The 24168-nt window shown below is 64.2% G+C and carries 23 protein-coding genes; 19 read left to right on the top strand and 4 right to left on the bottom strand.

The window, feature by feature from the left end; all coding sequences use genetic code 11:
• Positions 1–19: 19 nt before the first annotated feature.
• The 6 genes from ACHFB9_RS04640 (at position 20) to ACHFB9_RS04665 (ending at position 4374) form a co-directional block, all read left to right on the top strand.
• The gene (locus tag ACHFB9_RS04640) at positions 20–544 is read left to right on the top strand and encodes a DUF2939 domain-containing protein (protein WP_417069815.1); all 525 of its coding nucleotides are present in this window, start codon (positions 20–22) and stop codon (positions 542–544) included.
• Between the two features lie 70 nt (positions 545–614).
• On the top strand, positions 615–1676 hold the full coding sequence (locus tag ACHFB9_RS04645) for an XAC2610-related protein (protein WP_417069816.1): 1062 nt from the start codon (positions 615–617) through the stop codon (positions 1674–1676).
• Between the two features lie 24 nt (positions 1677–1700).
• Complete coding sequence (locus tag ACHFB9_RS04650) at positions 1701–1988, top strand: putative quinol monooxygenase (RefSeq protein WP_417069817.1); 288 nt, start codon at positions 1701–1703, stop codon at positions 1986–1988.
• Positions 1989–2106: 118 nt separating this feature from the next.
• A complete protein-coding gene (locus ACHFB9_RS04655) occupies positions 2107–2841 on the top strand; it encodes a hypothetical protein (protein WP_417069818.1) in 735 nt (244 codons plus the stop codon).
• Between the two features lie 13 nt (positions 2842–2854).
• Positions 2855–3859: a DUF6976 family protein gene (locus tag ACHFB9_RS04660; protein ID WP_417069819.1), complete on the top strand. Its 1005-nt coding sequence runs from the start codon at positions 2855–2857 to the stop codon at positions 3857–3859.
• A gap of 263 nt (positions 3860–4122) precedes the next feature.
• Positions 4123–4374: an energy transducer TonB gene (locus ACHFB9_RS04665; protein ID WP_417069820.1), complete on the top strand. Its 252-nt coding sequence runs from the start codon at positions 4123–4125 to the stop codon at positions 4372–4374.
• Positions 4375–4420: 46 nt separating this feature from the next.
• Here the strand turns inward: ACHFB9_RS04665 and ACHFB9_RS04670 are convergent, their stop codons facing one another.
• Complete coding sequence (locus ACHFB9_RS04670) at positions 4421–5446, bottom strand: helix-turn-helix domain-containing protein (protein WP_417069821.1); 1026 nt, start codon at positions 5444–5446, stop codon at positions 4421–4423.
• A 173-nt stretch (positions 5447–5619) separates the two neighbouring features.
• On the opposite strand from ACHFB9_RS04670, the gene eat reads away from it, so the two are divergent.
• The 5 genes from eat to ACHFB9_RS04695 all read left to right on the top strand — a co-directional run bounded on the left by eat (position 5620) and on the right by ACHFB9_RS04695 (position 11466).
• On the top strand, positions 5620–6987 hold the full coding sequence (gene eat, locus ACHFB9_RS04675) for an ethanolamine permease (RefSeq protein ID WP_417069822.1): 1368 nt from the start codon (positions 5620–5622) through the stop codon (positions 6985–6987).
• A gap of 3 nt (positions 6988–6990) precedes the next feature.
• Entirely contained in the window at positions 6991–8397 is a 1407-nt protein-coding gene (locus tag ACHFB9_RS04680; protein ID WP_417069823.1) for an ethanolamine ammonia-lyase subunit EutB, read from the top strand.
• The gene (gene eutC, locus ACHFB9_RS04685) at positions 8394–9257 is read left to right on the top strand and encodes an ethanolamine ammonia-lyase subunit EutC (protein ID WP_417069824.1); all 864 of its coding nucleotides are present in this window, start codon (positions 8394–8396) and stop codon (positions 9255–9257) included. The genes ACHFB9_RS04680 and eutC overlap by 4 nt, the downstream gene beginning before the upstream one ends.
• Before the next feature lie 4 nt (positions 9258–9261).
• Positions 9262–10554, top strand: coding sequence for a haloacid dehalogenase-like hydrolase (locus tag ACHFB9_RS04690; protein WP_417069825.1), 1293 nt, complete (start codon positions 9262–9264; stop codon positions 10552–10554).
• Between the two features lie 174 nt (positions 10555–10728).
• Positions 10729–11466, top strand: a complete 738-nt coding sequence (locus ACHFB9_RS04695; RefSeq protein ID WP_417069826.1) for a hypothetical protein — start codon at positions 10729–10731, stop codon at positions 11464–11466.
• 7 nt (positions 11467–11473) lie between these two features.
• Here the strand turns inward: ACHFB9_RS04695 and ACHFB9_RS04700 are convergent, their stop codons facing one another.
• Both ACHFB9_RS04700 and ACHFB9_RS04705 read right to left on the bottom strand, forming a co-directional pair.
• Positions 11474–12832, bottom strand: a complete 1359-nt coding sequence (locus tag ACHFB9_RS04700) for an MATE family efflux transporter (RefSeq protein WP_417069827.1) — start codon at positions 12830–12832, stop codon at positions 11474–11476.
• Positions 12833–12873: 41 nt separating this feature from the next.
• Positions 12874–14454 carry a mechanosensitive ion channel family protein gene (locus tag ACHFB9_RS04705; protein WP_417069828.1) on the bottom strand — a complete coding sequence of 527 codons (1581 nt, stop codon included), beginning with the start codon at positions 14452–14454 and terminating at the stop codon, positions 12874–12876.
• A gap of 223 nt (positions 14455–14677) precedes the next feature.
• On the opposite strand from ACHFB9_RS04705, the gene ACHFB9_RS04710 reads away from it, so the two are divergent.
• The 8 genes from ACHFB9_RS04710 (at position 14678) to ACHFB9_RS04745 (ending at position 21193) form a co-directional block, all read left to right on the top strand.
• On the top strand, positions 14678–15082 hold the full coding sequence (locus ACHFB9_RS04710) for a hypothetical protein (protein WP_417069829.1): 405 nt from the start codon (positions 14678–14680) through the stop codon (positions 15080–15082).
• Positions 15083–15177: 95 nt separating this feature from the next.
• Positions 15178–16140, top strand: a complete 963-nt coding sequence (gene glyQ / locus ACHFB9_RS04715; RefSeq protein ID WP_417069830.1) for a glycine--tRNA ligase subunit alpha — start codon at positions 15178–15180, stop codon at positions 16138–16140.
• A gap of 43 nt (positions 16141–16183) precedes the next feature.
• Positions 16184–18271, top strand: coding sequence for a glycine--tRNA ligase subunit beta (glyS, locus tag ACHFB9_RS04720; RefSeq protein ID WP_417069831.1), 2088 nt, complete (start codon positions 16184–16186; stop codon positions 18269–18271).
• Between the two features lie 139 nt (positions 18272–18410).
• On the top strand, positions 18411–18944 hold the full coding sequence (gene gmhB, locus ACHFB9_RS04725; RefSeq protein ID WP_417069832.1) for a D-glycero-beta-D-manno-heptose 1,7-bisphosphate 7-phosphatase: 534 nt from the start codon (positions 18411–18413) through the stop codon (positions 18942–18944).
• Position 18945: 1 nt separating this feature from the next.
• Positions 18946–19701: a lysophospholipid acyltransferase family protein gene (locus tag ACHFB9_RS04730; protein ID WP_417069833.1), complete on the top strand. Its 756-nt coding sequence runs from the start codon at positions 18946–18948 to the stop codon at positions 19699–19701.
• A complete protein-coding gene (locus tag ACHFB9_RS04735) occupies positions 19698–20417 on the top strand; it encodes a M48 family metallopeptidase (protein WP_417069834.1) in 720 nt (239 codons plus the stop codon). The genes ACHFB9_RS04730 and ACHFB9_RS04735 overlap by 4 nt, the downstream gene beginning before the upstream one ends.
• 57 nt (positions 20418–20474) lie before the next feature.
• On the top strand, positions 20475–20855 hold the full coding sequence (gene gloA / locus ACHFB9_RS04740; protein WP_417069835.1) for a lactoylglutathione lyase: 381 nt from the start codon (positions 20475–20477) through the stop codon (positions 20853–20855).
• Between the two features lie 32 nt (positions 20856–20887).
• A complete protein-coding gene (locus ACHFB9_RS04745; protein ID WP_417069836.1) occupies positions 20888–21193 on the top strand; it encodes a 4a-hydroxytetrahydrobiopterin dehydratase in 306 nt (101 codons plus the stop codon).
• Between the two features lie 61 nt (positions 21194–21254).
• Here ACHFB9_RS04745 and ppdK read toward each other — a convergent pair whose 3' ends face one another.
• Positions 21255–24047: a pyruvate, phosphate dikinase gene (gene ppdK / locus ACHFB9_RS04750; protein ID WP_417069837.1), complete on the bottom strand. Its 2793-nt coding sequence runs from the start codon at positions 24045–24047 to the stop codon at positions 21255–21257.
• Positions 24048–24168 lie beyond the last annotated feature (121 nt).

Consider the following 24168-nt stretch of genomic DNA (forward strand, 5'->3'; position numbering starts at 1 on the left):
ATTATTGAAAAGGATGGCGATGTCCGGAAAGATCAAGATTTCGATTGCGGCGCTCTTCGTCGTGCTCGGTGTGGGTTTCTTCTTCACGCCTTATCTCGCGGTGAATTCGCTGAGGTCGGCCGCCGAAGCGCGGGATGCCGAAAAGCTGGCGAGCCACGTCGACTTCCCCGCACTCAAGGAGAGTCTGAAGGCGACGTTCAATGCCCGCCTTGCCGCCGAGGTCGCCAAAGGCAAGCAGGGCAATGCCTTCTCCGCGCTGGGCGCGGCGATGGCCGCCGCTTTCATCAATCCGATGATCGATGCACTGGTCACGCCCGAGAGTCTGGCGATGATGATGAAGGGCGCGAAGCCTCAGTCCGGTAAAGACGGTGTGCCTTCCAAGGAATCTGACCCGGGTGCTGATATCTCGATGTCTTACGAGAGTTTCAATCGTTTCGTCGTGGCCGTGAAGGCGAGGGGCGAGGCGGAAGAACCGGTAGTCTTTGTCTTCAATCGCGACGGAATCATCTTTTGGAAGCTGTCCGCGATTCGTCTGCCCCTCTGAATCAGGGCTGGGGAAAGAACCGGTATGATGATGGTATTTGTGCGGCCGTCCCGGCCGAAAAGGGATACCGATGGCCGCTCCTGCACTCCGACATCTTCTCCTCGCCACGCTCTTGCTGATTCCCTGTTTCGCCGTTGCGCAGCCGGGCTACAGGATCGAACTCTCGCCCGATCTCTATGGCCGCATCGTCCGGACGGATCCCGATGAGGTCTTCAGCCCGGGATTCGTCACGATCCATCGCAAAAAGGATGGCAAACAGTTGATCCGCGTCGATTCGGAAGAGCTGACGCTCGATCTGCACGAGGGCCGCGCGCTCGCCAACATCAAGCAGCTTCCGTATGGCGAGCAGAGCGCGATCCATTATGAGGACGTGAACTTCGATGGCGTCAAGGATCTGGCCGTCATGGATGGGCAGAACAGCTGCTATCACGGCCCTTCGTTCCAGATCTACCTCGGCGTCAAGGGCGATCCGGGCAAGTTCGTCCCTTCCGCGCCATTCACGGAACTGGCGCAAAAGTATTGCGGCATGTTCCAGGTCGATCATGCGAAGAAGCTTTTGCATACGATGACCAAGAGCGGGTGTTGCTGGCACCAGTACTCGACCTACCGGGTCATCGATGGCTTGCCGCGGCCGATCGATATCGTCGAGCAGGATCAGCGCACTCCCGGCATCGAATTCACCGAGGAAGCGAAGTGGGATGGCAAGAAGATGGTCAAGAAGCGCGAGGTGAGGATAGATCCGGTCGCGTTGGCCGATGATTTGGTCTTTTCTTTCGATGTCGAGAGGCGAGACGCGAAAGTCGTGCTCTTCCGAGCGTGCGGCGACGCGCTCGCTTATGCGCTGATCAGAAAGGACGGGCACGTCGATTTCCTGTACCCGAAAGCGCTCTGCTCCGCAGAGGAATCCACAGAGAAGCCTGCCTTCCGTTTCGAGAGCGACGCGCTGCTGCGTTCGCTGATCTTCGGCAATTCGTCGGCCCTCTATACCGTGTACGAAAACCTGGAAACCGGTGAAGTCGGTATCGGCATCGTCCAGGAAAAGGGCACGGTCACCTGGAAAGCCATTCCCGGATCGGAGAAGGGCAGCCTCGATCTGGGCGAATTCCGCAACGTCGAGTACCGCAGGCGGTGACCGCCTGACAACAGGGAGATCTGAATGATCGTCGCGCAAGTCGTTTTTTCGGTGAAGCCGGACCGTGTCGAGGATTTCGTCCGCTCCACGATGGACAACGTGATGCACAGCCGGCGGGAAGCCGGTGTCGTCAGCTTCGGCTTCTACAAGGTGAAGGACTCCGCTTCGTCCTTCCTGTTGTTTGAGCAGTACCGGAGCGCTGAGGATCAGGTCGCCCACCGCGAGACTGCGCACTACAAGCGCTGGAAAGAGAGCGTTGCGGATCTGCTCGCGTGCCCGTATACGGTCGCTCTGCTCGACAGCCTGGGCTGAGTGCTCCCGCACTCCGGAGGCCGTGGCTCCATGCGGGATATCATTTCCTATACTGTCCGGTCAGGCGCGAAGACCCGCTCCGGATTTTCCCGCTCGCGAACACCTTTCGAGGATCCGGATGCCGGTCTTGCCGGTGGATGGAGCCATGGTTTGCCAGAGGGAGTCGATAATGCTTAACGATGAATTGCTGCACAAAGTGCTCGGCATTGACCCGCCCTGGAAGATCGTCCGGATGCGGGAAGACATTGGCAAGGATCAGATCGATTTCTGGGTGGCGCCGCAGACGGGCAAGAGTCTGTTCTTTGGCGTCAAGACCGCAGCGATCTCCGAAGCGAGGGAGCAGATCTGGCGGCATCTGAACCTGGGACGGATGCGCTGCATGATCCACGCCGAGCTCGTGCATGAAAACATCCACCTTCCCTGGCAGGGTGATCCGGGCCAGCCCTTCACGCATGCGATGTCGCTGCAGGTGGTTGCGATGATGCGCGACGGCATCAAGCTGCAGAGCATCTGCGGCTTTCTCGACGTCCCCGTCGCCGACCTGTGGAAGTTCAAGCATGGTCTGGATAGCGGAGCCATCGGAATCGGTGTTGCCGCTGCCCTGTCGGCGCAAAGGGCGTCGAGCGTGCCCGATGCGGATGCTCCCGTGTGGATGATGCTTCTGGCCGGGAAGGTCGAGATCGACATTCGTTTGCTCAGCCTGAAATTTCTGCTGACCAAAATGCGCAAGCAGATGCAGTTGATCTCGGATCCCGAGGTGCATGCTCTCAAGTGCTACGAGTTGCACGGTTTCTTCGCGCGCCAGGAGAAGAATCTCCAGCACGAGCTCGCTCAACTGGCTCGTCATCTCTAAAGAGGAACAGGTGATGAACGCATTTGCAAAACTGGTTACGCTCGACCAAGCGGCAGAGTTGATCAAGAGCGGGAAATACCTGTGTCTTGCCGGAGATGAGGCTGCATTGAGGCAGCTTCCACAGGGGAACTGGATCGGTGGAACGATTCCTTACTTCATGGCGGAAGAGGGCGGCGTCGTCACGCGCGAGCGGGTTTTTGTCAACGAGATTGCGGTCTTCGACCAGGCGCCGGTGCTGCGCAGTTACGATCAGGAATCCCTGGCGCAGATCTGCCACAACGCGCCGGATCAGGGCTATACGATCCTGATCGTTCCCGCTTTCGGACCCTGTCACAAGGACTTTGCCGAAAATTCGCAGAACTACGAAGACATGTACATGAAGCCGCTGATCGGCTGGGTGGCCGGAGTGCATCTGGACGATCTGGGAAAGATCTCGCCCAAGGTGGTGCTGGGCAGCACCGGCGAATTCTCGGATCAGCTGGCGGTGGCGATGGATGTTCCTCTGCCGCCCGACACCTTCGCCAACGTGGACATCATCAACCTGTTCCAGCCTGGCGGCGGCGATTCCATCTCTTTCGAGGGGACGGGCTTTTCCGCGGGAGATTGCTTGATCAACGGGCAGCGCGCCAATCTGGCCGAATACATGAGCGCGCACAAAGTCGATACCCGTCTGCCTCTGGTGGCCGACTATTGCGGGGCGATGGTCAATGTGGGCATCAAGGCGGTCGACGTCAAGAACCGGCAGGTTGAATTCTACGCGCCGGTGTTTCCCGGTCTTGTCTACCAGATTGCCGCGCCGGTGACGGACTATGTGGCCAGTTTCCAGGAGGCGCTGCCCCATCTGGACAATGGAATCGCCTTCTCCTGCAACTGCATTCTCAATTACCTGCATTCCGGTCTGGAGGGCAAACGCACCGCGGGAATCACCGGCCCGATCACCTTTGGCGAGATCAGTTATCAGTTGCTCAACCAGACCCTGGTCTATCTGTATCTGACCACGCTCCGCGCAGGCAATTGAATGGGCGGAGCCTTGTACGGCGAATAAGTGCCTTGACAGGAAAGCGCCGGAGGTCGAATCTGGTGCTTTCCTCCCTCTGTTCAATCACCATGCGCCATCTCTTCGTCGCGCTGACTTTTGCTCTAGGTCTTGCCGCTTGTTCAAGCGCTTCGCTCGCGTCCGAATCCGCCGCTCGGGATATTGCCTCTAATCCGACGGCGTCCATCCCCGCGCCACGCTCAATGCCAGAGCGGGCAGTTTCGAAGTCGCCCGAATGCGCGGCATTGGGCCGCTCCGCTGTGACGGGCATCCGTCCCTCCTATCCGGTGGCCGCGTTGAGGGCGGATCAGGAGGGTTGGGTCGTGCTCGGCTTCGACGTTGAAGAGGGGAAAGTCGTTCATGGAAAAGTGCTCGACTCCAGCCCGCCCGAGCTGTTCGATCAAACGACTCTGCAATGGGTGAGCGACAATCTTTCCTATCCTTCCGGAAAGAGTGCGAAGTCCTGCTGGATCGAATACGTCTGGAAGATGGATTGATGCAGATGCGCTGCGCTTCGCATTCCTTGAGCAGGCTTGGGTTTGTTCAATGCCGGCGCGGGTATTGGGCGGAGGGACTCAGCGAATTTGCCCGGTTCAGAGTATCGGACGGCCGCTCGCCGAAGAATTTCCGGTAATCGGCCGAGAACTGGCTCAGGTTCCAGAAGCCCCTGCCCAGAGCGGCGTCCTGAACCGAGAAGGATTGCTGGGTGCGCAGGCTGCGCCGGACGCCATTGAGCCGCAGCGCTCTCAGATAACCCGACGGACTCGTCCCCATCACCTCTTCGAACGCGTATTGCAGGCTGCGCCGGCTCAGGTGAAATTTCTCGCACAGCTCCGGGACTCCGGGAACCCAGTCCGGGTGTGCGCGCGCGAAATCGACGATCTCGGCGACGACCAGCCGTCGGCGCGCCTGAGCGGAGCCCGCCTCGGGCGCCGGATCGCGACTCTCGACAAAGGGAAGCAGCAATTCGAGCACCGTGTCTTCGAGATGACGGTGGGCTGCCTGGTGGGTGCCTGCCCCGGGATTGCGCGCGAGTTCGACGAAAAGATTCTGCAGCATTCCGACCGAATTCCGACGGATTGCCGAATCGAGCTCGATCCATCCCGCCGTGCGCAGCCGCTCTAAGTCGGAGTGGATTCCCTGGGTAGCGCAGAATTGCTGAAGAGCCGTCTGACGCACGACGATTCCGAAGATTTCGTGATCGGCCGGAGTGACCAGTTCGAATTCACTGCCTCCGGAATGCACCAGAACGGCGCCATCCGGAGCCTCTCTCCCCCCCATTCTGGTGCCATCGTGACGCACCGGAATTCCGAACCACAGCGAATCGGGCCAGACCCTGCAGCTCTGGCGAACCGCGCAGGAAGTCTTTTCGAGGAAGACCTGGGTTTCTTCGGTCCAGAATTCGGTCAAGGCTCCGCTGAAACGCCCAGCGGAGAGCTGATCGTAGTGTTGTTCCCATGCGCTCAGGTTATCCGCGTGCTCGTCGACATCGCCAGCCTTCAGCGTACGCAGGCTGCAATAGCCCTCGCGCACTACCGATTTGCGCGTGCCGTGATGCGAGGAGTCCATGCGATGCCCCAATTCAGATTTGCCGATTTTCGATAACGCCTGATCGGTCTCGCTCGCTAGGCTTGCTTCCCATCAGGCACTTCGGCAGGGATCTAGCAACCGCTGTGCCAACGCGTCGCGTCAGCGGCGCGCCGGGAAACGGCGGCTTCCGCCATGGCTTGAGGGCAATCATGATGAGCAAGGGAACTGAATCGGGCCTCAAACCCACTCTGGGGACGCTCCAGTTGTGGGGCATTGCGGTGGGACTGGTTATTTCGGGGGAATATTTCGGATGGAGTTACGGCTGGGCCACGGCCGGGACTCTGGGATTCCTGGTGACCTCGATTTTTGTCGCGGCGATGTACACCACTTTCATTTTCAGCTTCACCGAGCTGACCACTTCCATTCCGCGGGCGGGCGGTCCGTTTGAATACAGCCGTCGCGCTTTTGGGCCGGTCGGTGGCTATCTGGCCGGTGCGGCGACCCTGATCGAATTCGTCTTCGCACCGCCGGCGATCGCGTTGGCGATCGGCGCCTATCTGAATATCCAGTTTCCGTCGCTGAGTCCGAAGACTGCGGCGCTGGGCGCTTATCTCGTATTCATGGCGCTGAATATCGTCGGCGTGCAGATCGCGGCGACCTTCGAACTCTTCGTGACGATCCTCGCGATTTTTGAACTGCTGGTCTTCATGGGCGTGGTCGCACCGGGATTCTCGTTCGCGAACTTCAGCCATCTGGGCTGGTCGGGCAAGGAGGCTTTCAGCCTGGGCTCGATCTCCGGCATCCTCGCCGCGATTCCGTTCGCGATCTGGTTCTTCCTGGCGATCGAAGGCGTCGCGATGGCTGCAGAAGAGGCCAAGGATCCGCAGCGCTCGATTCCGATCGCCTATATCGCGGGCATCCTGACCCTGGTCGCGCTGGCCATCGGGGTGATGCTGTTCGCCGGCGGCGTCGGCGACTGGAGCCGCCTCGCCAACATCAACGATCCTCTGCCCCAGGCGATGAAAATCATCGTGGGCGGCAGCAGCGGCTGGCTGCACATGCTGGTCTGGCTGGGCCTGTTCGGATTGATCGCCTCTTTCCACGGCATCATCCTCGGCTATTCGCGGCAGATCTTCGCGCTGGCCCGCGCCGGCTATCTGCCGGGCTTTCTCGCGCAGATCCATCCGCGCTTCCGGACTCCGCATCGCGCCATCCTGGCCGGTGGCCTGATCGGCATCGCCGCGATCTTCAGCGACGAGCTGATCAGCTTCGGCGGTCAGACGCTGACCGCGAACATCGTGACGATGGCGGTCTTCGGCGCGATCGTGATGTACATCATGAGCATGGCGGCGCTGTTCCAGCTGCGCCGAGCCGAGCCGAGAATGCCGCGCTCCTTCCTGGCGCCGTGCTTCCCGGTCTTTCCGGCCTTCGCGCTGGTCTCGGCGGTGATCTGCCTCGTCACGATGACCTGGTGCAATCCGGTGCTCGCGGCGCTGTTCCTGGCGATCCTGGTGATCGGCTATCTGTGCTTCATCCGCTTCGGGAGTCCCGCGGCCGAGGCGCCCGAAGCGGCGCGCTGAGCGATGGCGGTCTATCAACATACGGTCGGGCAGAGGCGCTACCGCTTTGCGGATCTGCGCACGCTGCTGGCGCGGGCGACTCCGCTGCGCTCGGGCGACTGCCTGGCCGGAGTCGCCGCGCAGAGCGCCGAGGAGCGGGTCGCGGCGCAGATGGCCCTGGCCGAACTGCCGCTGCGCGCCTTCCTCGATGAAGCGGTCGTACCCTACGAGAGCGACGAGATCACCCGGCTGATCATCGATACGCACGACGCCGCCGCGTTCGGGCGCATCTCCCATCTGTGCGTCGGCGATCTGCGCAACTGGCTGCTCGGCGATGAGGCGGACGCGGCGAGCCTCGCGGCGCTGGCACCCGGGCTGACGCCGGAGATGGTCGCGGCGGTCAGCAAGCTGATGCGCAATCAGGATCTGATCCTCGTCGCGCGCAAGTGTCGCGTCGTCACGAGATTCCGCAACACGCTGGGCCTGGCGGGCCGGATGTCGACGCGCTTGCAGCCGAATCACCCGACCGACGATGCCGCCGGGATCGCCGCCAGCGTGCTCGACGGCCTGCTCTACGGTAGCGGCGACGCGGTGATCGGCATCAATCCGGCCACCGACAATGTGCCGCAGGTGATGAGGCTTCTGGAGATGCTTGACGCGGTGATCCGCCGCTACGAGATCCCGACCCAGTCCTGCGTGCTGACCCATGTGACGAACACGCTGCAGGCGATGGAACGCGGTGCGCCGGTGGATCTGGTCTTCCAGTCGATAGGCGGGACCGAGGCGACCAACCGCAGCTTTGGCGTCGATCTGTCGCTGCTCGCCGAAGCCCGGAGCGCGGCGCTGTCGCTGCGGCGCGGCGCCGATTTCGCCGGCGAGATCGGCGATGATGTGATGTACTTCGAGACCGGTCAGGGCAGCGCGTTGTCGGCGAACGCGCATCACGGCTGCGACCAGCAGACGGTGGAGGCGAGAGCCTATGCCGTCGCACGCCACTTCAAGCCGCTGCTGGTCAATACCGTGGTCGGCTTCATCGGCCCCGAATACCTCTATGACGGCAAGCAGATCATCCGCGCCGGGCTGGAGGATCACTTCTGCGCGAAGCTGCTGGGCCTGCCGATGGGCTGCGACGTCTGCTATACGAACCACGCCGAGGCCGACCAGAACGACATGGACGTGCTGCTGACCCTGCTCGGCGTGGCCGGCTGCAACTTTGTCATGGGCATCCCCGGCTCGGACGATGTGATGCTGAACTACCAGACCACGTCCTTTCACGATGCGCTCTATGCCCGCGAAGTGCTGGGCTTGCGCCCGGCGCCGGAGTTCGAGGCCTGGCTGGCGCGGATGCGGATCATCGGGAACGATCAACCCTTGCGCCTTGCCGACGGACTTCCTCCGGCTTTCCTGCCGGCGCTGGAGTGCGCGCGATGAGCCGCTCAGTTGTCAAACTCGATCCGTGGATCGGCCTGCGCCGCCATACCGACGCGCGGATCGCGCTGGGGCGGGCCGGGCAGAGCCTGCCGACTGCCGCTCACCTCGAATTTCAGCTCGCCCACGCCCAGGCCAGGGACGCCGTCCATGCCCGCGTCGATTGGACCCGTCTGGAGGAGGAGATGAGCGCGCTTGCCGTGCCCAGCGTGCGCCTGCACAGCGAGGCGAGCGATCGGATCACCTACCTGCAGCGCCCCGACTTCGGTCGCCGCCTCGACGAGAGCTCACGGCAGGCGCTGCAGGATCTGAGCAGCGGCCTAGCCGCCCGCCCGATCGAGTACGCCGGGGACGGGCAGCGCGTGCGTTTCGATGTCGGCTTCGTGCTCGCCGACGGGCTCTCCGCCTGCGCGATCCAGAGGCAGGCCGTGCCGACTCTGGCAGCCATCCTGCCGGCGCTGCGCGCGAGCGGCTGGCGCGTGGCGCCAACCGCTCTGGTCGAGCAGGGCCGGGTCGCCGTCGGCGACGAGGTCGGCGCGCTGCTCGAAGTTGCGATCACGGTCGTGCTGATCGGCGAGCGCCCCGGCCTGTCCTCGCCCGACAGCCTGGGGATCTATCTGACCCACGACCCGCGCGTCGGCATGTCCGACGCCGCGCGCAACTGCATCTCAAACGTCCGGCCGGCCGGACTGGCGCCGGCCCTGGCCGCGGACAAGCTGCTCTACCTGCTCAGGGAGTCGCGGCACCGCCGCATCTCCGGGGTCGCCCTCAAGGACGAAGCCTCACCTTCTATCGGCACAGACTCGCATTGCGGTAATTTTTTGATCGCAGAGTCGCTGCCTGTTCTTTCCGAATCGGAGTGATCACATGCAACGCAGACATTTCATCCAAACGCTGGGCGCCGGCAGCATGGCTCTGGCTTCGCCCCTCGCGCTGGCCAAGGCCAAGACGGGGGCGAATGCCGCCAAGGCGGACGAGGCCATTCCGGTGCTCGATCCCGGCAAGTGGGCGCCGACGACCCATGCGCGCGTCGAGGCGCTGATCCGCGCCAACGGCCGGCTGTCGCCGAAGTACTCAGTGGCCAGAAAGCCCTATGTCGTGTTCGACTGGGACAACACGTCGATCATGAACGACACCGAGGAGGCGTTGTTCATGTATCAGATCAATCACCTCGCGTTCGCGCTGAGCCCGGAAGAGTTCGCCGCGGTCATCGTCAAGGGCGTGCCCGCCGGGAACTTCGCCGCGGACTACAAGAACGCCGCCGGCGAGCCGATCTCGCTCGCCGCGCTCAGCGCCGATCTCGCCGCCGACTACGCTTTCCTCTACGCGAGCTACAAGGGCTTCAAGGGCGACAAGAGCCTGGAAGAAGTCCAGGCGAGCGACGCTTTCGTCGATTTCCGCGCCAAGCTCTATTTCCTGTACGAGGCGATCAACGATAGCTATGGCCCGGACATCGGCTACCCGTGGGTGATCTACCTGTTTGGGGGCCTGAGCGTCGCGCAGGTCAGCGCGCTTGCCGAGGAATCCAACGATTTCAACCTCGGCGAGGCGCTGCGCAAGGTCAAATACACCAGCCCGAAGAGCCTGCCCGGCCAGGCCGGTGTCGTGACGACCGCGCACACGCACGGCCTGCGCCTGACGCCGGAGATCGCGGCGCTGATGAATGCGCTGCGCGCCCACGGCATCGACGTCTATGTCAGCTCCGCTTCGCTCGAGGAAGTCGTGCGCGTGTTCGCGTGCTCGCCCAAGTACGGTTACCGGGTCGCGCCCGAGAACGTGATCGGTTTGCGCCTGGAGAGGAGGGGGGATGTCTTCGCGCCGGAGTACCGCAAGGGCTGGCCGCTCAACTGGGGGCCGGGCAAGAGCATCGTGATCCGCCAGGAACTCGTTGCCCAAAAGGGCTACGGCCCGCTGATGGTGCTCGGCGACAGCGACGGGGACTACGATATGCTGCGCGACTTCCCGGAGACCCAGCTGGGCGTCATTGTCAATCGGCTCAAGAAGGGCAAGATCGGATCGTTGTGCAAACTCGGCAGCGAGCAGATCGGCAAGAGCGATTCCCGTTTCGTGCTGCAGGGGCGCGAGGAGCGGACCGGGCAGTGGACGCCGGACGAGAAGACGCTGAAGCTCGGCGCGGCCGAGAAGAAGCTGCTGGGCTGAGTCCGGACTCGGAGGCGCCGCGTCGCGGGAGGAGAAATACTTCTCGGTTCCGTGCGTCGCGCGGAGCGTGGCCGAGGAGCGCGAACTAGAGTCGATGGGTGGCACCGGCGGGGGGGGGGGGCGAAGCTTTCCCCGGCCCGGTTTCTGTTGAGCCGCTCCGTCCTCGAGGTCCGCATGCTTGCGTCCCGGATGCTCTTCGCTGCCTGTGCTGTGCTGCTGGCCTGCTGGGGCGTCTCGGCCGCGCTCAGTCCCTACCGTGCAAATTTGTCTTCCGCTTCCGCGGACGCCACGGCGATTGCCCGGCTGCCCAAGGAAGAGAAGGAACTCGTCCTCGCCTATCTGCGCCGCAGCCGCGAGGCGAAGAGCGCCGATCCGGCCTCGCCTCTGACGGCGCGCACGCTCGGCGACGCGATCGCGCTCGAACGCGGCTACTGGAAGAGGCGGGGGGAGGAGCTGGAGCGGATCCGTGCGCTCAGGGTCAAGCGGCACGAGGCGCTCGCGCCGCTTCTCGACGCGGTTTCGATCGCGGTCGTCGGGCGCGAAATGCGATCGCGCCGTCTGGCGCCGTCGGAAGACGCCAGCGCTGCGCTGGGGCAGGACGACGCTCCTGTCCTGGTGACGACTTACCGGGTCGGGAACACCTCGACGCGGACCATCACCGAGCTTTTCGCGACGGTGAGCATCCTTGAATCAAAAAGTGCCGGCTCTGAGCCGGCAGTCCTGACGGCCTGTCGTTTCGCGCGCAGCGCCCCGATCGCCCCCGGGCAGCAGGTCGAACTCTCCTGTTTCAGACGAAGAAACCTGGGGCGTGAAAGCGTTTTCCTCGCGATGAGGCGAGACGAATTCGTCGTCGACTGGGTGCCCAGGCTGATCCGCTTCGACGACGGATCGAGCCTGATCTTCACCGAATGACGCGGTTTTAGCCCAGGCGCGCCCGCGCGACGCTGCGCAGCGCCAGCAGCATGCCGAAGGCGACCAGGGTCAGCCCCACGAGCAGGCCGGTCCAGAAGCCGAAGACGCCCCACGCTCCGCTGCCGGCGATTCCCCGGTAGCCGAGCTGGGCGCCCAGAGGCAGGCCGATCAGCCAGAACGCGGCCATCACGACCCACATCGGCATCGTCGTGACCTTGTAGCCGCGCAGCGCGCCGACCGCGCAGACCTGGGTCGCGTCGGCGAACTGCCAGATTGCCGCGAACAGCATCAGCGTTGCCGCGGTGGCCTGGACCGCCGGGTCGGGCGAATAGAGTCCGACGATCGCGTGACGGGCGAGCAGGATCAGCGGAACCATCGCCGCCGCGATCGCGAGGCTCAGCGCGATGCCGCTCCAGGCGATGAAGCGCGCCGCAGCCGGATCCCGCGCGCCGAGGGCTTGGCCGACGCGGATCGCGATTGCGTTCGAGAGACCCAGCGGCAGCATGAAGATCAGCGAGGCGAAGTTGAGTCCGACCTGGTGGGCCGCGATCGGCACCGCGCCAAAGCGGCCGATCAACAGCGCGACCCCGGCAAAGGCCGAAACTTCGACCAGGCTCGCCGCGCCCATCGGCAGGCCGATCTTCAGCAGCTTTTTCTGTCTTGCCCAGTGCGGCAGGCTCCAGCCGTGCCACAGGAACACGCGGCGATAGACGCTCGCGCGGGCCGTGTACAACACCATCAGTACGAGGCTCATCCACATTCCGATCGCGGTGGCCCAGCCGCAGCCGGCGCCGCCCAGTGCCGGGAAACCCAGGTGGCCGTAGATCAGCACCCAGTTCAGCGCGAAGTTGACGACTAGGCCGATCACGCCGAACACCATCAGCGGTTTCGGGTGGTTGATGCTCGCCGAGTAGAAGCCCAGCGTGCGCGCGAGCAGCGATGCGGGCAGGCCGCAGACAATGCCCCACAGGAAGAAGTTGACCTTGGCGGCCAGCGCTGGGGCGATCGAGGCGGCGGCGAGCGCGGCCGGCACCAGGGGCATCAAGAGTACCGGCACGATGCCGGACAGGCCGGCGAGCCAGAGTCCTTCGCGGGTGTCGGCGACGATCGCGGCCTCGTCGCCGGCGCCGAAGTGGTGGGCGACGATGGGGCTTAGCGCCTGGGAGACGCCCAGCAGAGCGAGGAAGATCGGTGCCCACAGCGCGACGCCCAGAGCGACGACCGCCTGTTCCTCGGCGCCGGCGTGGCCGGACATGATCGTGTCCATCAGCCCCATCAACGCATAGACGAGCTGAGCGAGTACCAGCGGACCGGTCAGGCGGGCAAGCGCCGAGGCTTCGGTTTTGAATCGGGTGAGGCGGGGCATGAGGGGGCAGCGGCAAAACCGATCATGCTACCGGTTCCGCTCTAGCTCCGTGTGTCGGATTGTCGCGGCGCTGCGCCGGGCGCCACATGCCAGTCGGCGGGAGCGACGATCTTCGGACTGGCCGGATCGGCCAGATAGTGCGGAGACATGATCTGCACGCCGTGGCGGTTGAATTCGTCCTGGATTGCCGCGTGCAGCGCGGCGAGCACTTCGGCGCGGGGTCGCGGTTCAGCCGGGATCGCCTGGCAGACGAGGCGGTATTCGACGTAGAAATCGGACAGCGCAGTCTGGAACACGCGCGGCGCCGGCTCGGTGAGCACGCCCTGCGTCGCCCGCGCGGCCTCGATCAGCATCGCCTCGACCTGGCGCCAGGGCGTGTCATAGCCGATCGTCACCGAGGTGTCGACGATGTAACCCGCCCCCTGGACCGTCCGCGAATAGTTCTTCGTGACGCTGCCGAGGATCTGCGAATTCGACAGCGTCACTTCCTCGCCGAGGCCGGTGCGGATCCGCGTTGCGAACATGCCGATCGCGAAGACCGTGCCTTCGATCTCGCCGATCTTCACGTATTCGCCGACCTTCATCGTGTGCGTGTAGATCAGGATCAGGCCGCTCGCGCCCTGGCCGACCAGCGATGAGGCGCCCAGCGACACCATCAGGCCGATCAGCACCGAAAGCCCTTTGAAGGCTTCGGTCTGGGCTCCGGGAAGATAGGGGTAGGCCATCGCCAGCGCGAAGATCCAGATCGTCGTGGCGGTGAGTTTGCGAGTCGGGACGACGGTGTCCGGGTCCAGCCACGAGACGGCGATCTCGCGCCGCTCGACACGGCGGAGCACCGCGCTCATGAAGCGGACAACCCAACGCGCGATCATGAAGATGATGAAGGCGATCAACAGGTTCGGGATCGCCCCGGCAATCTTGCCCAGCATGCCCAGCAGCAGATTGATCAGGAAGCGGTCGAGCTCCTCGCCCCAGGGCCGGGTGTAGGGGAACTGGATGAGCGAGATGCTGAGCCACTGGTTCAGCAGCAGCAACGCGACGCAGCCGAAGGTCAGGCGCATCAGCCAGCGAACCAGGTCGAGCAGATGTTCGCGCCGGATCAGCGCTTCGCCGGCGAGCGCAATCCTGTGGCCACGGGTCTCGGCGAGCTTGAGCAGGCGCTCGGAGAGGATGCGGCGCAGCTTCAGGCAGCCCCACAGCAGCAACCCGAGCACCAACGTCGCGGCCCCGACGACGCCGAGCGCGCGCATCTGCGCGTTGAAGCTGCGCGCCTCGGTGGTCTCTCTGACTACGACTTCGAGCATCTTGGCTGCTTTTGCCGCGGCTTCGTCCAGCGTCTCGCGCTGGAGTGGGTCGGGGTCGGTCGCGGAGAGGATCAGGGCTCGCCGACTGTTCAAGGTGATCAGCCTTCCCTGCGGAATGGCCTCGATGTGGACCCGGACTTTGCCTCCGCGGTCCAGCTCCTCGCCGATCATTGCCTCGGCGCGTCGGGCTCTATTCACCGCGTCCATGCCCAGGAAGTTGCCGCGCAGCACCGTGATCGTTCGGTTGAACACCTCGACCGGTGCTTCGTTGCGGGTTTCGGGGGGCGATTCGGCCTGTGAAGGATGGAGCGCCGTCAAGACAAGTGTCACTGCGAGGCAACAGATTCGGCACAGGTGAGACATTGCGATCTCCGCGTGATGGCTTTCTCCGGGAGTTTGCCGCGATTGGGGGACAATGACGACCGCGGAATTCACTCCGCGCCGCGATGGGACGAAAGGGGGGCTTTCGTTCCTCGTTTTTCTGGCTGCGCGCGGCGCCTGTCCGGGGCCGTGCTGCGCATAGAGGGAGACCACAAAACCCATGAGAACCTATCCGACCAACAGTCCTGAAGCGCTCGCTCGTCTCGTCTGCATGGCCATCCTGTCCGATGGCCGCCTCGACAGCCGCGAGATCGAGCTGATCGAGCGCACGTCGCTGCACAAGGATCTTGGCCTCGAACGCGGTGCCTTCGTGCAGATCCTGCTCGAAACCTGTCGCGATCTGATCGACGAATCCGAACTCGCCAGCGTCACGCTGCTCGAGAACGCCCGTCTGTTGCGCCTCGCCGACGACGTCACCGATGTCGCGCTGCAGCGCAAGGTTTGTGCGGGGATCCTGCTCGTCTGCAAGTTCGACGGGAAGCTCTCCTATGGCGAGCGCCACCTGCTGCGCGTGCTGACCGATCGCTGGGAACTCGGGCTCGAGACCCTGGCCGAAGCGGCCTGAGTCAGGGCTTGGGCGAAAAGCCGGGGCGATTCCTTCGTCCCGGTAGTAAAATCACGGTTTTGCCTTTGGCCGTGGCGGTTATCCGCCCTGAACCCATGACCGCGAAACCTTCATTCCAGGAAGTGATCCTGCGCCTCCAGAAGTTCTGGAGCGAGCACGGCTGCGCCTTGCTCCAACCCCTAGACATGGAAGTCGGCGCCGGCACCAGCCACACCGCGACTTTCCTGCGCGCGATCGGCCCCGAGCCGTGGCATGCCGCCTATGTTCAGCCTTCGCGCCGACCCAAGGACGGCCGCTACGCCGAAAACCCGAACCGCCTCCAGCACTACTACCAGTTCCAGGTCGTGCTCAAACCCAGTCCGGCCGAGATCCAGGAACTCTATATCGATTCGCTGCGCGCTCTGGGCATCAACACCAACGAGCACGACATCCGCTTCGTCGAGGACGACTGGGAGAACCCGACTCTGGGGGCCTGGGGCCTCGGTTGGGAAGTCTGGCTCGACGGCATGGAAGTGACCCAGTTCACCTATTTCCAGCAGGTCGGCGGCATCGAATGCAAACCCGTGCTCGGCGAGATCACCTATGGTCTCGAACGGCTGACGATGTATTTGCAGGACATCGAGAACGTCTATGACCTCGTCTGGACGCCGGGCCTCTCCTATGGTGACGTCTATCACCAGAATGAAGTCGAGCAATCGACCTACAACTTCGAGTACTCGGATGCGCCCTGGCTTCTGCGCCAGTTCGGCGATTTTGAAGGTCACGCGAAGCAGCTGATGGAGGCGAAGCTCGCGCTGCCGGCCTACGAGATGGTGCTCAAGGCCGCCCATACCTTCAATCTGCTCGATGCGCGCGGAGCGATTTCGGTGACCGAGCGCGCCGCCTATATCGGCCGGATCCGCAACCTTGCCCGCGCCGTGGCCCAGGCCTACCTCAGCTCGCGCGAAGTGCTCGGCTTCCCGATGGCCGACATCAAGGATGCGAAGCTCGTCGCGCTGCTCGGCGAGGAAGCCATTGCGAAGATTGCCGCGATCCGCGCCGAGCGCGCCGGACGCTGAACCCGAAACGAATTCTGGGAGGGGTGCGACGCACCCGTAGACGATGCAAGAAACCCTGCTCGTAGAACTGCTCACCGAAGAACTGCCGCCCAAGGCTTTGAGCCGGCTCGGCGACGCCTTTGCCGATGGCCTGTTCAAGGCCCTCGTCGATCATAAACTCGTGGCTGCCGACGCGGCTCACCAGGTCTTCGCTTCCCCGCGCCGCCTCGCGCTCAGCGTCGAAGGCGTGTTCGACCGTGCGCCCGACGCTTCGGTGCGCGAGAAGATCATGCCGGTCGCCGTGGCCCTGGGGCCGGACGGCTCGCCCAGCCCGGCCTTGCTCAAGAAGCTCGCAGCCAAAAGCATTCCCGAGAGCGCGATCGCCGACTTTGAACGCGCGATGGATGGCAAGAGCGAGAGCTTCTTCTACACGGCCCGCGTTGCCGGGGCCTCGCTTGACGACGTGCTCTCTGAGCTCGTCGCTGAGGCGCTCAAAAAATTGCCGATTCCGAAGGTGATGCGCTGGGGCGATTCGACCCATCAGTTCGTTCGTCCGGCCCACGGCCTGATCCAGCTTCACGGCAGCCGCGTCGTGCCCGGCGAAGTGCTGGGCCTCGCCGCCGGCAACGTGACCCGCGGCCACCGCTTCATGGGCGAGCGGCTCGTCACGATCGAGCACGCTTCTTCCTATGCTGCGACGCTGGCCGAGCGCGGCAGCGTCATCGCGTCCTTCGCCGAGCGCCGCGCGCTGATCCGCGCCGAGCTCGCAAAGGCGGCCGCTTCGGTCGGCGGCGGCGCGAAGGCGGTCGAGGACGAAGCGCTGCTCGACGAAGTGACGGCGCTGGTCGAACACCCGACGATCTACATCGGCGAGTTCGAGGCCGAGTTCCTGGCCGTGCCCCAGGAATGCCTGATCCTGACGATGAAGCAGAACCAGAAGTATTTCCCGCTCCTCGATGCTTCGGGCCGCCTGATCAACAAGTTCCTGATCGTCGCGAACATCAATGCGGATATCGCCGACAACATCACCGGCGGCAATGCGCGGGTGGTTCGCGCGCGTCTGTCGGACGCGAAGTTCTTCTTCGACACCGACCGCAAGCAGCGCCTCGAAGCGCGCCTCGGCAAGCTCGACAGCGTCGTCTACCACAACCGGCTGGGCTCGCAGAAGCTGCGCGTCGAGCGCCTCGTCGCGCTCGCCGGCAGGATCGCGACGCATCTGAAAACCGATGTCACCGCGGCTCAGCGCGCAGCGCTGCTCGCCAAGGCCGACCTCGTCACCGAGATGGTCGGCGAGTTCCCCGAGCTGCAGGGCATCATGGGGGAGTACTACGCGCGGCACGATGGTGAGTCGGCTGTCGTCGCGAAAGCGATCGAGCAGCACTACCACCCGCGCTTCGCCGGCGACAGCTTGCCCGAAGGCAACGTGGCGGCCGCGGTCGCGCTGGCCGACAAGCTCGACGCGATCGTCGGCTTCTTCGGCATCGGCGAGAAGCCGACCGGCGACAAGGATCCTTTCGGTCTGCGCCGCGCCGCTCTGGGCGTGCTGCGCATGCTGATGGAGACGCCTCTGCCTCTGGATCTCGGAGAGCTGATCGCGGATGCGGCCGCTGGCTTTGCGCCCGGTGTGCTGGCGCCCGGCTTCGAAGCCGAGCTGCTCGCCTTCTTCCTCGAGCGGTTGCGCGGCGTGCTGCGCGACACCGGTGCGACGGCCGAACAGGTCGAAGCGGTTCTGGCCCTGGGCCCGACCCGGATCGATGTCGTTCCGGCCAAGCTCGCCGCGGTTCGGGAGTTCGTCGCCCTGCCCGAGGCGGCCGCTCTGGCCGCCGCGAACAAGCGCATCGTCAACATCCTGAAGAAGGCAGAGGGCGAGATCTTTGATGCCGATGTCGCGCTGCTCGTCGAACCCGCCGAGAAGGCGCTGTTCCACGCCGTCGTCGATCTGGCGCCCAGCGTGCATTCGCTGGTCGGCAGCGGCGACTACACGGCGGCGCTGAAGGCGCTGGCCGCGCTGCGCGGTGCCGTCGACACCTTCTTCGACGAAGTGATGGTCAATGCCGAAGAGCCGCTGGTGCGCGCGAACCGTCTTGCGCTGCTCCGTCAGCTCGCTGGCCTGACCCTGCAGGTCGCCGACATCTCACGCCTGTCGGTCTGAGGCAGGAAGAGGGGATCGCGGGCAGGTTTGCCCTCGGTCAAGTTTCCGACAGGGGGCGCTCGCGTTCGCGCCCATCGGGCGCTGCGCCGCGGGCGCGGACCGTTAAAATTGGCAGCCGAGGCTCTCGGCCATATCCGATATGAAACTGATCATTCTCGACCGCGATGGTGTGATCAACCACGATTCCGCGATGTTCATCAAATCGCCGGACGAGTGGCGCCCGATCGAAGGTAGCCTCGCCGCGATCGCGAAGCTGAACCAGGCCGGCTACCACGTCGTGATCGCGACGAACCAGAGCGGAATCGGCCGCGGTCTTTTCGACATGGATACGCTCAACGCGATCCACGAGAAGATGTTCAAGCTCGTGACCCAGGCCGGTGGCCGGATCGACGCGGTCTTCTTCTGCCCGCATTCGGCCGATTCGACCTGTGGCTGTCGCAAGCCCCAGCCGGGCATGCTGCGCGAGATCGCCCAGCGCTTCAATACCGACCTCGCCGGTGTTCCGGTCGTCGGCGACAGCATGCGCGATCTGATCGCCGGGATCTCGGTGGGCTGCCAGCCCTTCCTGGTGCTGACCGGGAAGGGACAGAAGACCGCCCAGGATCCTCATCTTCCCGAAGGAACCCGGGTTTTTGCCGACCTGGCCGCCGTGGCCTCATTCCTGCTCAGCTGAGATGCCTGTCCTCTTTCTGCGTTCGACCGTTTTCGCGCTGATCTCCTTCCTGCTGACCATCCCTTACGCGCTGATGGTGCCGCTCTTCGCGTGCATGAGCCCCCAGCGGCGTTATCCGCTGATCATGAGCTGGTGCCGCATCGAAGGCTGGCTGATCCCGCGCATGCTGGGCATCCGCTGGCAGATAGAGGGGCGCGAGAATCTACCCGACCGGCCTTCGGTGATCTTCTCGAAGCACCAGTCGGCGCTCGAGACCGTGCTCTTCGTGAACAATTTCCCGCCGCAGAGCTTCGTGCTCAAGCGCGAGCTGCACTGGATCCCGTTCTTCGGCTGGGCACTGGCGATGCTGCCGATGATCGCGATCGACCGATCGAAGGGCTCCGATGCGAAGACCCAGGTCAAGCTCGAAGGCGCGAAGAGACTGGGTGAGGGCTGGTGGGTCACGGTCTATCCGGAAGGCACCCGGGTCGCTCCGGGCGAGAGCCGCCGCTACAAGCTCGGCGGCGCGACGCTGGCCGCCTGGGCCGGCGCTCCAGTCGTGCCGGTTGCGCTGAACACCGGCGAATTCTGGCGCCGTCGCTCCCTGGTCAAGCATCCGGGCCTGGCCCGCGTCATCATCGGCCCGGCGATAGAGACCGCCGGCCGGGATCCGCTCGAAGTCAATGCCGAGGCCGAAGCCTGGATAGAGGCGACGATGAGGCGCGAATTTCCGCATCACTACCGGTCGTTCACGATCGGCTCCACCGCGACCGCATGAGTGCCGAGAAGAGCCTCGTGCTCGGCGACCGGGCGATTTCCTATTCGCTGCGGCGCAGCCGGCGAAAGACTCTGGGCCTCAGGATAGACGCTCGCGGTCTCGTCGTCGCGATTCCCGAACGGGTTGGTCTGAGCGAAGCCGAGGCTTTCATCCGCTCGCACACCGGGTGGATTCTCGACAAGCTGGCCCTCTGGCAGCAGAGGGCCGAAGAACCCGCCCAGGATCTCGCCGACGGAGCCGTGCTGCCCGTTCTGGGGCGGCCCTGCGTGCTGCGCTGGACTTCCGGGAACGGGCGGGCGCGCTGGGTCGAAGGCCTGCCGGCGCGCGAGCTGCATCTGGCCGCGCGCAAAGGCGCGGATCAGAGCCTGATCCTCAAGCGCGCGCTGCAGGCCTACGCGCTGAACTATTTCTGCGGACGGCTCGACGAATATCTGTTCCGGCTCGAGGAGTTTGCGCCGGGCATCGCGCGCCCACGGCTCGCGCTGACTTCGGCGCGGACGCGCTGGGGCAGCTGTTCGAGCCGGACCGGGATCCGGTTGCACTGGCGGCTCGTCCATATGGCGCCGGCTCTGGTCGACTACGTCGTCGCGCACGAAGTCGGTCACCTCGTCGAGATGAACCATTCCCCGCGCTTCTGGTCCGTGGTCGGGGCGCTGTGTCCGGACTGGCGCGAGGCGCGCGCCGCGCTCGCGCGCGAACGCCTTCCCGAGATCTGATTTCTGCTGTCATGCCGGCCGGACAGGCTTCCGGCGTTTTTTTCTTTGGGAGTTTCTATGCGAATCCTTCATACGATGTTGCGGGTCGGCGACCTGGACCGCTCGATCAAGTTCTATACAGAAGTGCTGGGCATGAGTCTGCTGCGCCGCAATGACTATCCGGAGGGCAAGTTCACGCTGGCCTTCATCGGCTATCAGCCGGAGTCGGAGGGCGCGGTGATCGAGCTGACCCACAACTGGGGTGTCGAATCCTATGAGCTGGGCACGGGCTATGGTCATGTCGCGCTCGAAGTCGATGACGCGTATGCCGCCTGCGCCCAGATCAAGGCGAGGGGCGGAGTCGTCAGCCGCGAAGCGGGGCCGATGAAGCACGGCACGACCGTGATCGCCTTCGTCGAGGATCCGGACGGCTACAAGGTGGAATTGATCCAGAAGTAAGGCTCCGGCGGGGCCGGACGAGGAGGCTGATCATGAGCTCTGAGCGACTGACGGACGGCGAGCGCGAAGACGCGCTGAGTCACCTTCCGGGCTGGCAGTGGGATCCCCTCCGCGGTGCGATCAACCGCCAGTGGGAGTTCGACGACTTCAACGCGGCCTGGGGCTTTCTGTCCCGGGTTGCGCTGCTTGCCGAGCGTCAGGACCACCACCCCGAGATCCTGTGCCTTGAAAACCGGGTCGAGCTGACGCTGACGACTCCGGACGCCGGAGGCGTCAGTCCGCGCGACATCCGTCTCGCGCTGGCGGTCTCGGCGATGTTCGCGCGCAGCGAATTCTGAGCCGGGCGGGCGCGAAAGCCTTGCCGAAACCGGCCCAGCTTGCGCTGGGCCGGCTCTTGCGTCAGAGCAGGATCTTCGGATCGTACTCGGCTTCGCGCAGCTTGGCCTGGGCTGCGGCCAGCCTCGCGATCGGCACCCGCGGGGCCGAGCAGGAGACGTAGTTGAGCCCGATCGCATGGCAGAAGCGTACCGAGTCGGGCTGCCCGCCTTGCTCGCCGCAGATCCCGACCTTCAGATTCGGCCGGGTCTCGCGTCCCCAGCGCACCGCCATCTCCATCAACCGCCCGACTCCTTTCAGATCGAGCACTTCAAACGGGTTTTCCCTGAGGATGCGGTTCTCCTGATAGAAGGGCAGGAACTTGTTTTCGGCGTCTTCGCGCGAGAACGAGAAGGTGGCCTGGGTCAGGTCGTTGGTGCCGAAGGAGAAGAACTCGGCGGTTTCGGCCAGACTTGCGGCGCGCATGCAGGCCCGCACGACTTCGATCATGCTGCCGAACGCGATCTGCGGACGCAGGCCGCGCATCTTCTCGATGCGGGCGAGCTCCGCGTCGAGCTGGGCCTTGACCCGGATCAGCTCCTGGGACGTGCAGACCTGGGGAATCATCACTTCGACGTGGATGTCGACGCGATCGAGCATGCACTGCGCGGCGGCCTCGACGATCGCGCGCAGCTGCATCGCGTAGATCTCCGGATGGGTCAGACCCAGCCGGACTCCGCGGTGACCGAGCATCGGGTTCACTTCGGTCAGTGCCCGCACTTTCTGCAGCATCGCCTCGCGCCTGTCGATCAGCCCGTCGAAGCGGTTCTCGTTCTGGTACTCGGCGAGGTTCGCTTCGAGATTGTCGAGGCTGTCCACGTACTGCTTGTGCAGCTCGGGGTCCAGCATCTTCAGCGTCTCGGGCAGCTCGTGCATGTTGCGCAGCGCGCGCTTCAGACCCCTCAGGTGCTCGATCTCGAATTCGAGCTGGGATGCGGTCGGCAGGAATTCGTGTATTGGCGGATCGAGCAGGCGAACCGTGACCGGTAGGCCTTCCATCGCGTTGAAGATGCCGATGAAGTCCGAACGCTGGATCGGCAGAAGCCGGTCCAGCGCCGCCTGACGCTCACCCAGCGTTTCGGCCAGGATCATCTCCTGGACGATGGGCAGCCGGGCGGTGTCGTTGAACATCCGCTCGGTCCGGCAAAGCCCTACGCCTTTGGCGCCGAAGCGGCGGGCGCGTTCGGCATCGCGCGGCGTGTCGGCGTTCGCGAAGACCTTGAGCCGGGCGACCTCGTCGGCCCAGCCGAGCAGCGTCTTCAGTTCCTCGAAGAACTCGGCCTCGACGGTCGGAATCCGGCCCGGATAGACCTTGCCCGAGCTGCCGTCTATCGTGATCACGTCGCCTTCGGAGAGCGTGACCGCGCCGATCTGGGCTTTCTTCGCCCGCACGTCGATGTGGATCGCATCGCAGCCCGATACGCAGGGTTTGCCCATGCCGCGCGCGACGACGGCCGCGTGCGAAGTCTTGCCTCCGCGCGATGTCAGAATGCCCTGGGCGGCGAAGAAGCCGTGGATGTCCTCGGGTTTGGTCTCCTCGCGGACCAGGATCAGCTTCTCGCCCGTCTTGCCGCGCGCCTCTGCGGTGTCGGCGTCGAAGACGACCTTGCCCGAAGCCGCGCCGGGCGAAGCGGGAAGCCCCTGGGCCAGCGCCGCGATCTTGCCGTCGGTGACCAGAGTCGGGACCATCAGCTGTTCGAGCAGCGCCGGGTTCACGCGCAGCAGCGCCTGCTCGCGCGTGATCAGACCTTCCTTCTCCATCTCGACCGAAGTGACGACCATCGCCCGCGCGTTCATCTTGCCGTTGCGGGTCTGCAGCGCGTAGAGGCGGCCGCGTTCGATCGTAAACTCGAAGTCCTGGACTTCGTGGTAGTGGGCTTCGAGCTTGTCGCGCAACTCGATCAGCTGCCTGTGCAGATCCGGCATCTCCTCGGCCATCCGGGAGATCGGCTGAGGCGTACGGATACCGGCGACGACGTCTTCGCCCTGGGCGTTGACGAGGTATTCGCCGAAAGTCACGTTCTCGCCGGTCGCCGGGTTGCGGGTGAAGCCGACCCCGGTCGCCGAGTCATTGCCCATGTTGCCGAACACCATCGTGCAGATATTGACCGCGGTGCCGTTGGCCATGTCCTTCGTGATCTTGAACTGGCGGCGGTAATCGACCGCCCGCTTGCCCATCCAGGAGCGGAAGACTGCTGCAATCGCATATTCGAGCTGGGTATAGGGTTCGAGCGGGAACTCCTCGCCGGTCTCCTGCTTGATGATCTTCAGATAGTCGTCGGCAAGCGCCTTCAGATCTTCGGCGGACAGATCGACGTCCTGCTCGGCTCCGACGCGCTTCTTGACCGCGCTCATCGCCTCATCGAAACGTTCATCGGAAACGCCCATGGCGATCTTGCCGAACAGCTGGATGAAGCGACGCCAGGAATCGTAGCCGAAGCGCGGATTGCCGGTGTGCGCGATCAGGCCTTGCAGCGTTTCGGGGTTCAGGCCGAGGTTCAGGATCGTGTCCATCATGCCCGGCATCGACATCGCCGAGCCGGAGCGGACCGAGATCAGCAGCGGGTCGCTGGTGGAACCGAAGGTCTTGCCGCTCTTGCGTTCGACTTCCCGCATCGCGGCATGGACTTCTTCGAGCAACCCCTGGGGCAGGCGGTTGTGTTCGAGGTAGGCGAGGCAGGCCTCTGTCGTGATCGTGAAGCCCGGGGGAACGTTGAGGCCGAACTGGGTCATCTCGGCGAGGTTTGCCCCCTTGCCTCCCAGAAGCATCTTGTTCTTCCCGTCGCCCTCTTCAAACGGGTAAACATAACGGACCATTTTCTCCTCCTTGTTATCGGAGTGCCCGCAAGGTGGCGGACACCTTTTTCAATCTAGGAGGAGCGGTGACTTTTTTCCGGGCTTAGGGGGGGCTTTCTGCGTAGGATCAAACCCGACCTCA

The organism is Niveibacterium terrae (assembly GCF_048213115.1).
GTDB lineage: Bacteria > Pseudomonadota > Gammaproteobacteria > Burkholderiales > Rhodocyclaceae > Niveibacterium > Niveibacterium terrae.

Bases quoted from the DNA above. Each gene is read 5' to 3' on its own strand.
- ACHFB9_RS04690 (WP_417069825.1), top strand. From the start codon at position 9,262: ATGCAACGCAGACATTTCATCCAAACGCTGGGCGCCGGCAGCATGGCT.
- ACHFB9_RS04645 (WP_417069816.1), top strand. From the start codon at position 615: ATGGCCGCTCCTGCACTCCGACATCTTCTCCTCGCCACGCTCTTGCTG.
- ACHFB9_RS04710 (WP_417069829.1), top strand. From the start codon at position 14,678: ATGAGAACCTATCCGACCAACAGTCCTGAAGCGCTCGCTCGTCTCGTC.
- ACHFB9_RS04660 (WP_417069819.1), top strand. From the start codon at position 2,855: ATGAACGCATTTGCAAAACTGGTTACGCTCGACCAAGCGGCAGAGTTG.
- ACHFB9_RS04730 (WP_417069833.1), top strand. From the start codon at position 18,946: ATGCCTGTCCTCTTTCTGCGTTCGACCGTTTTCGCGCTGATCTCCTTC.
- glyS (WP_417069831.1), top strand. From the start codon at position 16,184: ATGCAAGAAACCCTGCTCGTAGAACTGCTCACCGAAGAACTGCCGCCC.
- ACHFB9_RS04700 (WP_417069827.1), bottom strand. From the start codon at position 12,832: ATGCCCCGCCTCACCCGATTCAAAACCGAAGCCTCGGCGCTTGCCCGC.
- ACHFB9_RS04735 (WP_417069834.1), top strand. From the start codon at position 19,698: ATGAGTGCCGAGAAGAGCCTCGTGCTCGGCGACCGGGCGATTTCCTAT.
- ACHFB9_RS04650 (WP_417069817.1), top strand. From the start codon at position 1,701: ATGATCGTCGCGCAAGTCGTTTTTTCGGTGAAGCCGGACCGTGTCGAG.
- ACHFB9_RS04640 (WP_417069815.1), top strand. From the start codon at position 20: ATGTCCGGAAAGATCAAGATTTCGATTGCGGCGCTCTTCGTCGTGCTC.
- ACHFB9_RS04670 (WP_417069821.1), bottom strand. From the start codon at position 5,446: ATGGACTCCTCGCATCACGGCACGCGCAAATCGGTAGTGCGCGAGGGC.
- ACHFB9_RS04745 (WP_417069836.1), top strand. From the start codon at position 20,888: ATGAGCTCTGAGCGACTGACGGACGGCGAGCGCGAAGACGCGCTGAGT.
- ACHFB9_RS04695 (WP_417069826.1), top strand. From the start codon at position 10,729: ATGCTTGCGTCCCGGATGCTCTTCGCTGCCTGTGCTGTGCTGCTGGCC.
- gloA (WP_417069835.1), top strand. From the start codon at position 20,475: ATGCGAATCCTTCATACGATGTTGCGGGTCGGCGACCTGGACCGCTCG.
- gmhB (WP_417069832.1), top strand. From the start codon at position 18,411: ATGAAACTGATCATTCTCGACCGCGATGGTGTGATCAACCACGATTCC.
- ACHFB9_RS04655 (WP_417069818.1), top strand. From the start codon at position 2,107: ATGCCGGTCTTGCCGGTGGATGGAGCCATGGTTTGCCAGAGGGAGTCG.
- glyQ (WP_417069830.1), top strand. From the start codon at position 15,178: ATGACCGCGAAACCTTCATTCCAGGAAGTGATCCTGCGCCTCCAGAAG.
- ppdK (WP_417069837.1), bottom strand. From the start codon at position 24,047: ATGGTCCGTTATGTTTACCCGTTTGAAGAGGGCGACGGGAAGAACAAG.
- ACHFB9_RS04680 (WP_417069823.1), top strand. From the start codon at position 6,991: ATGGCGGTCTATCAACATACGGTCGGGCAGAGGCGCTACCGCTTTGCG.
- eat (WP_417069822.1), top strand. From the start codon at position 5,620: ATGAGCAAGGGAACTGAATCGGGCCTCAAACCCACTCTGGGGACGCTC.
- eutC (WP_417069824.1), top strand. From the start codon at position 8,394: ATGAGCCGCTCAGTTGTCAAACTCGATCCGTGGATCGGCCTGCGCCGC.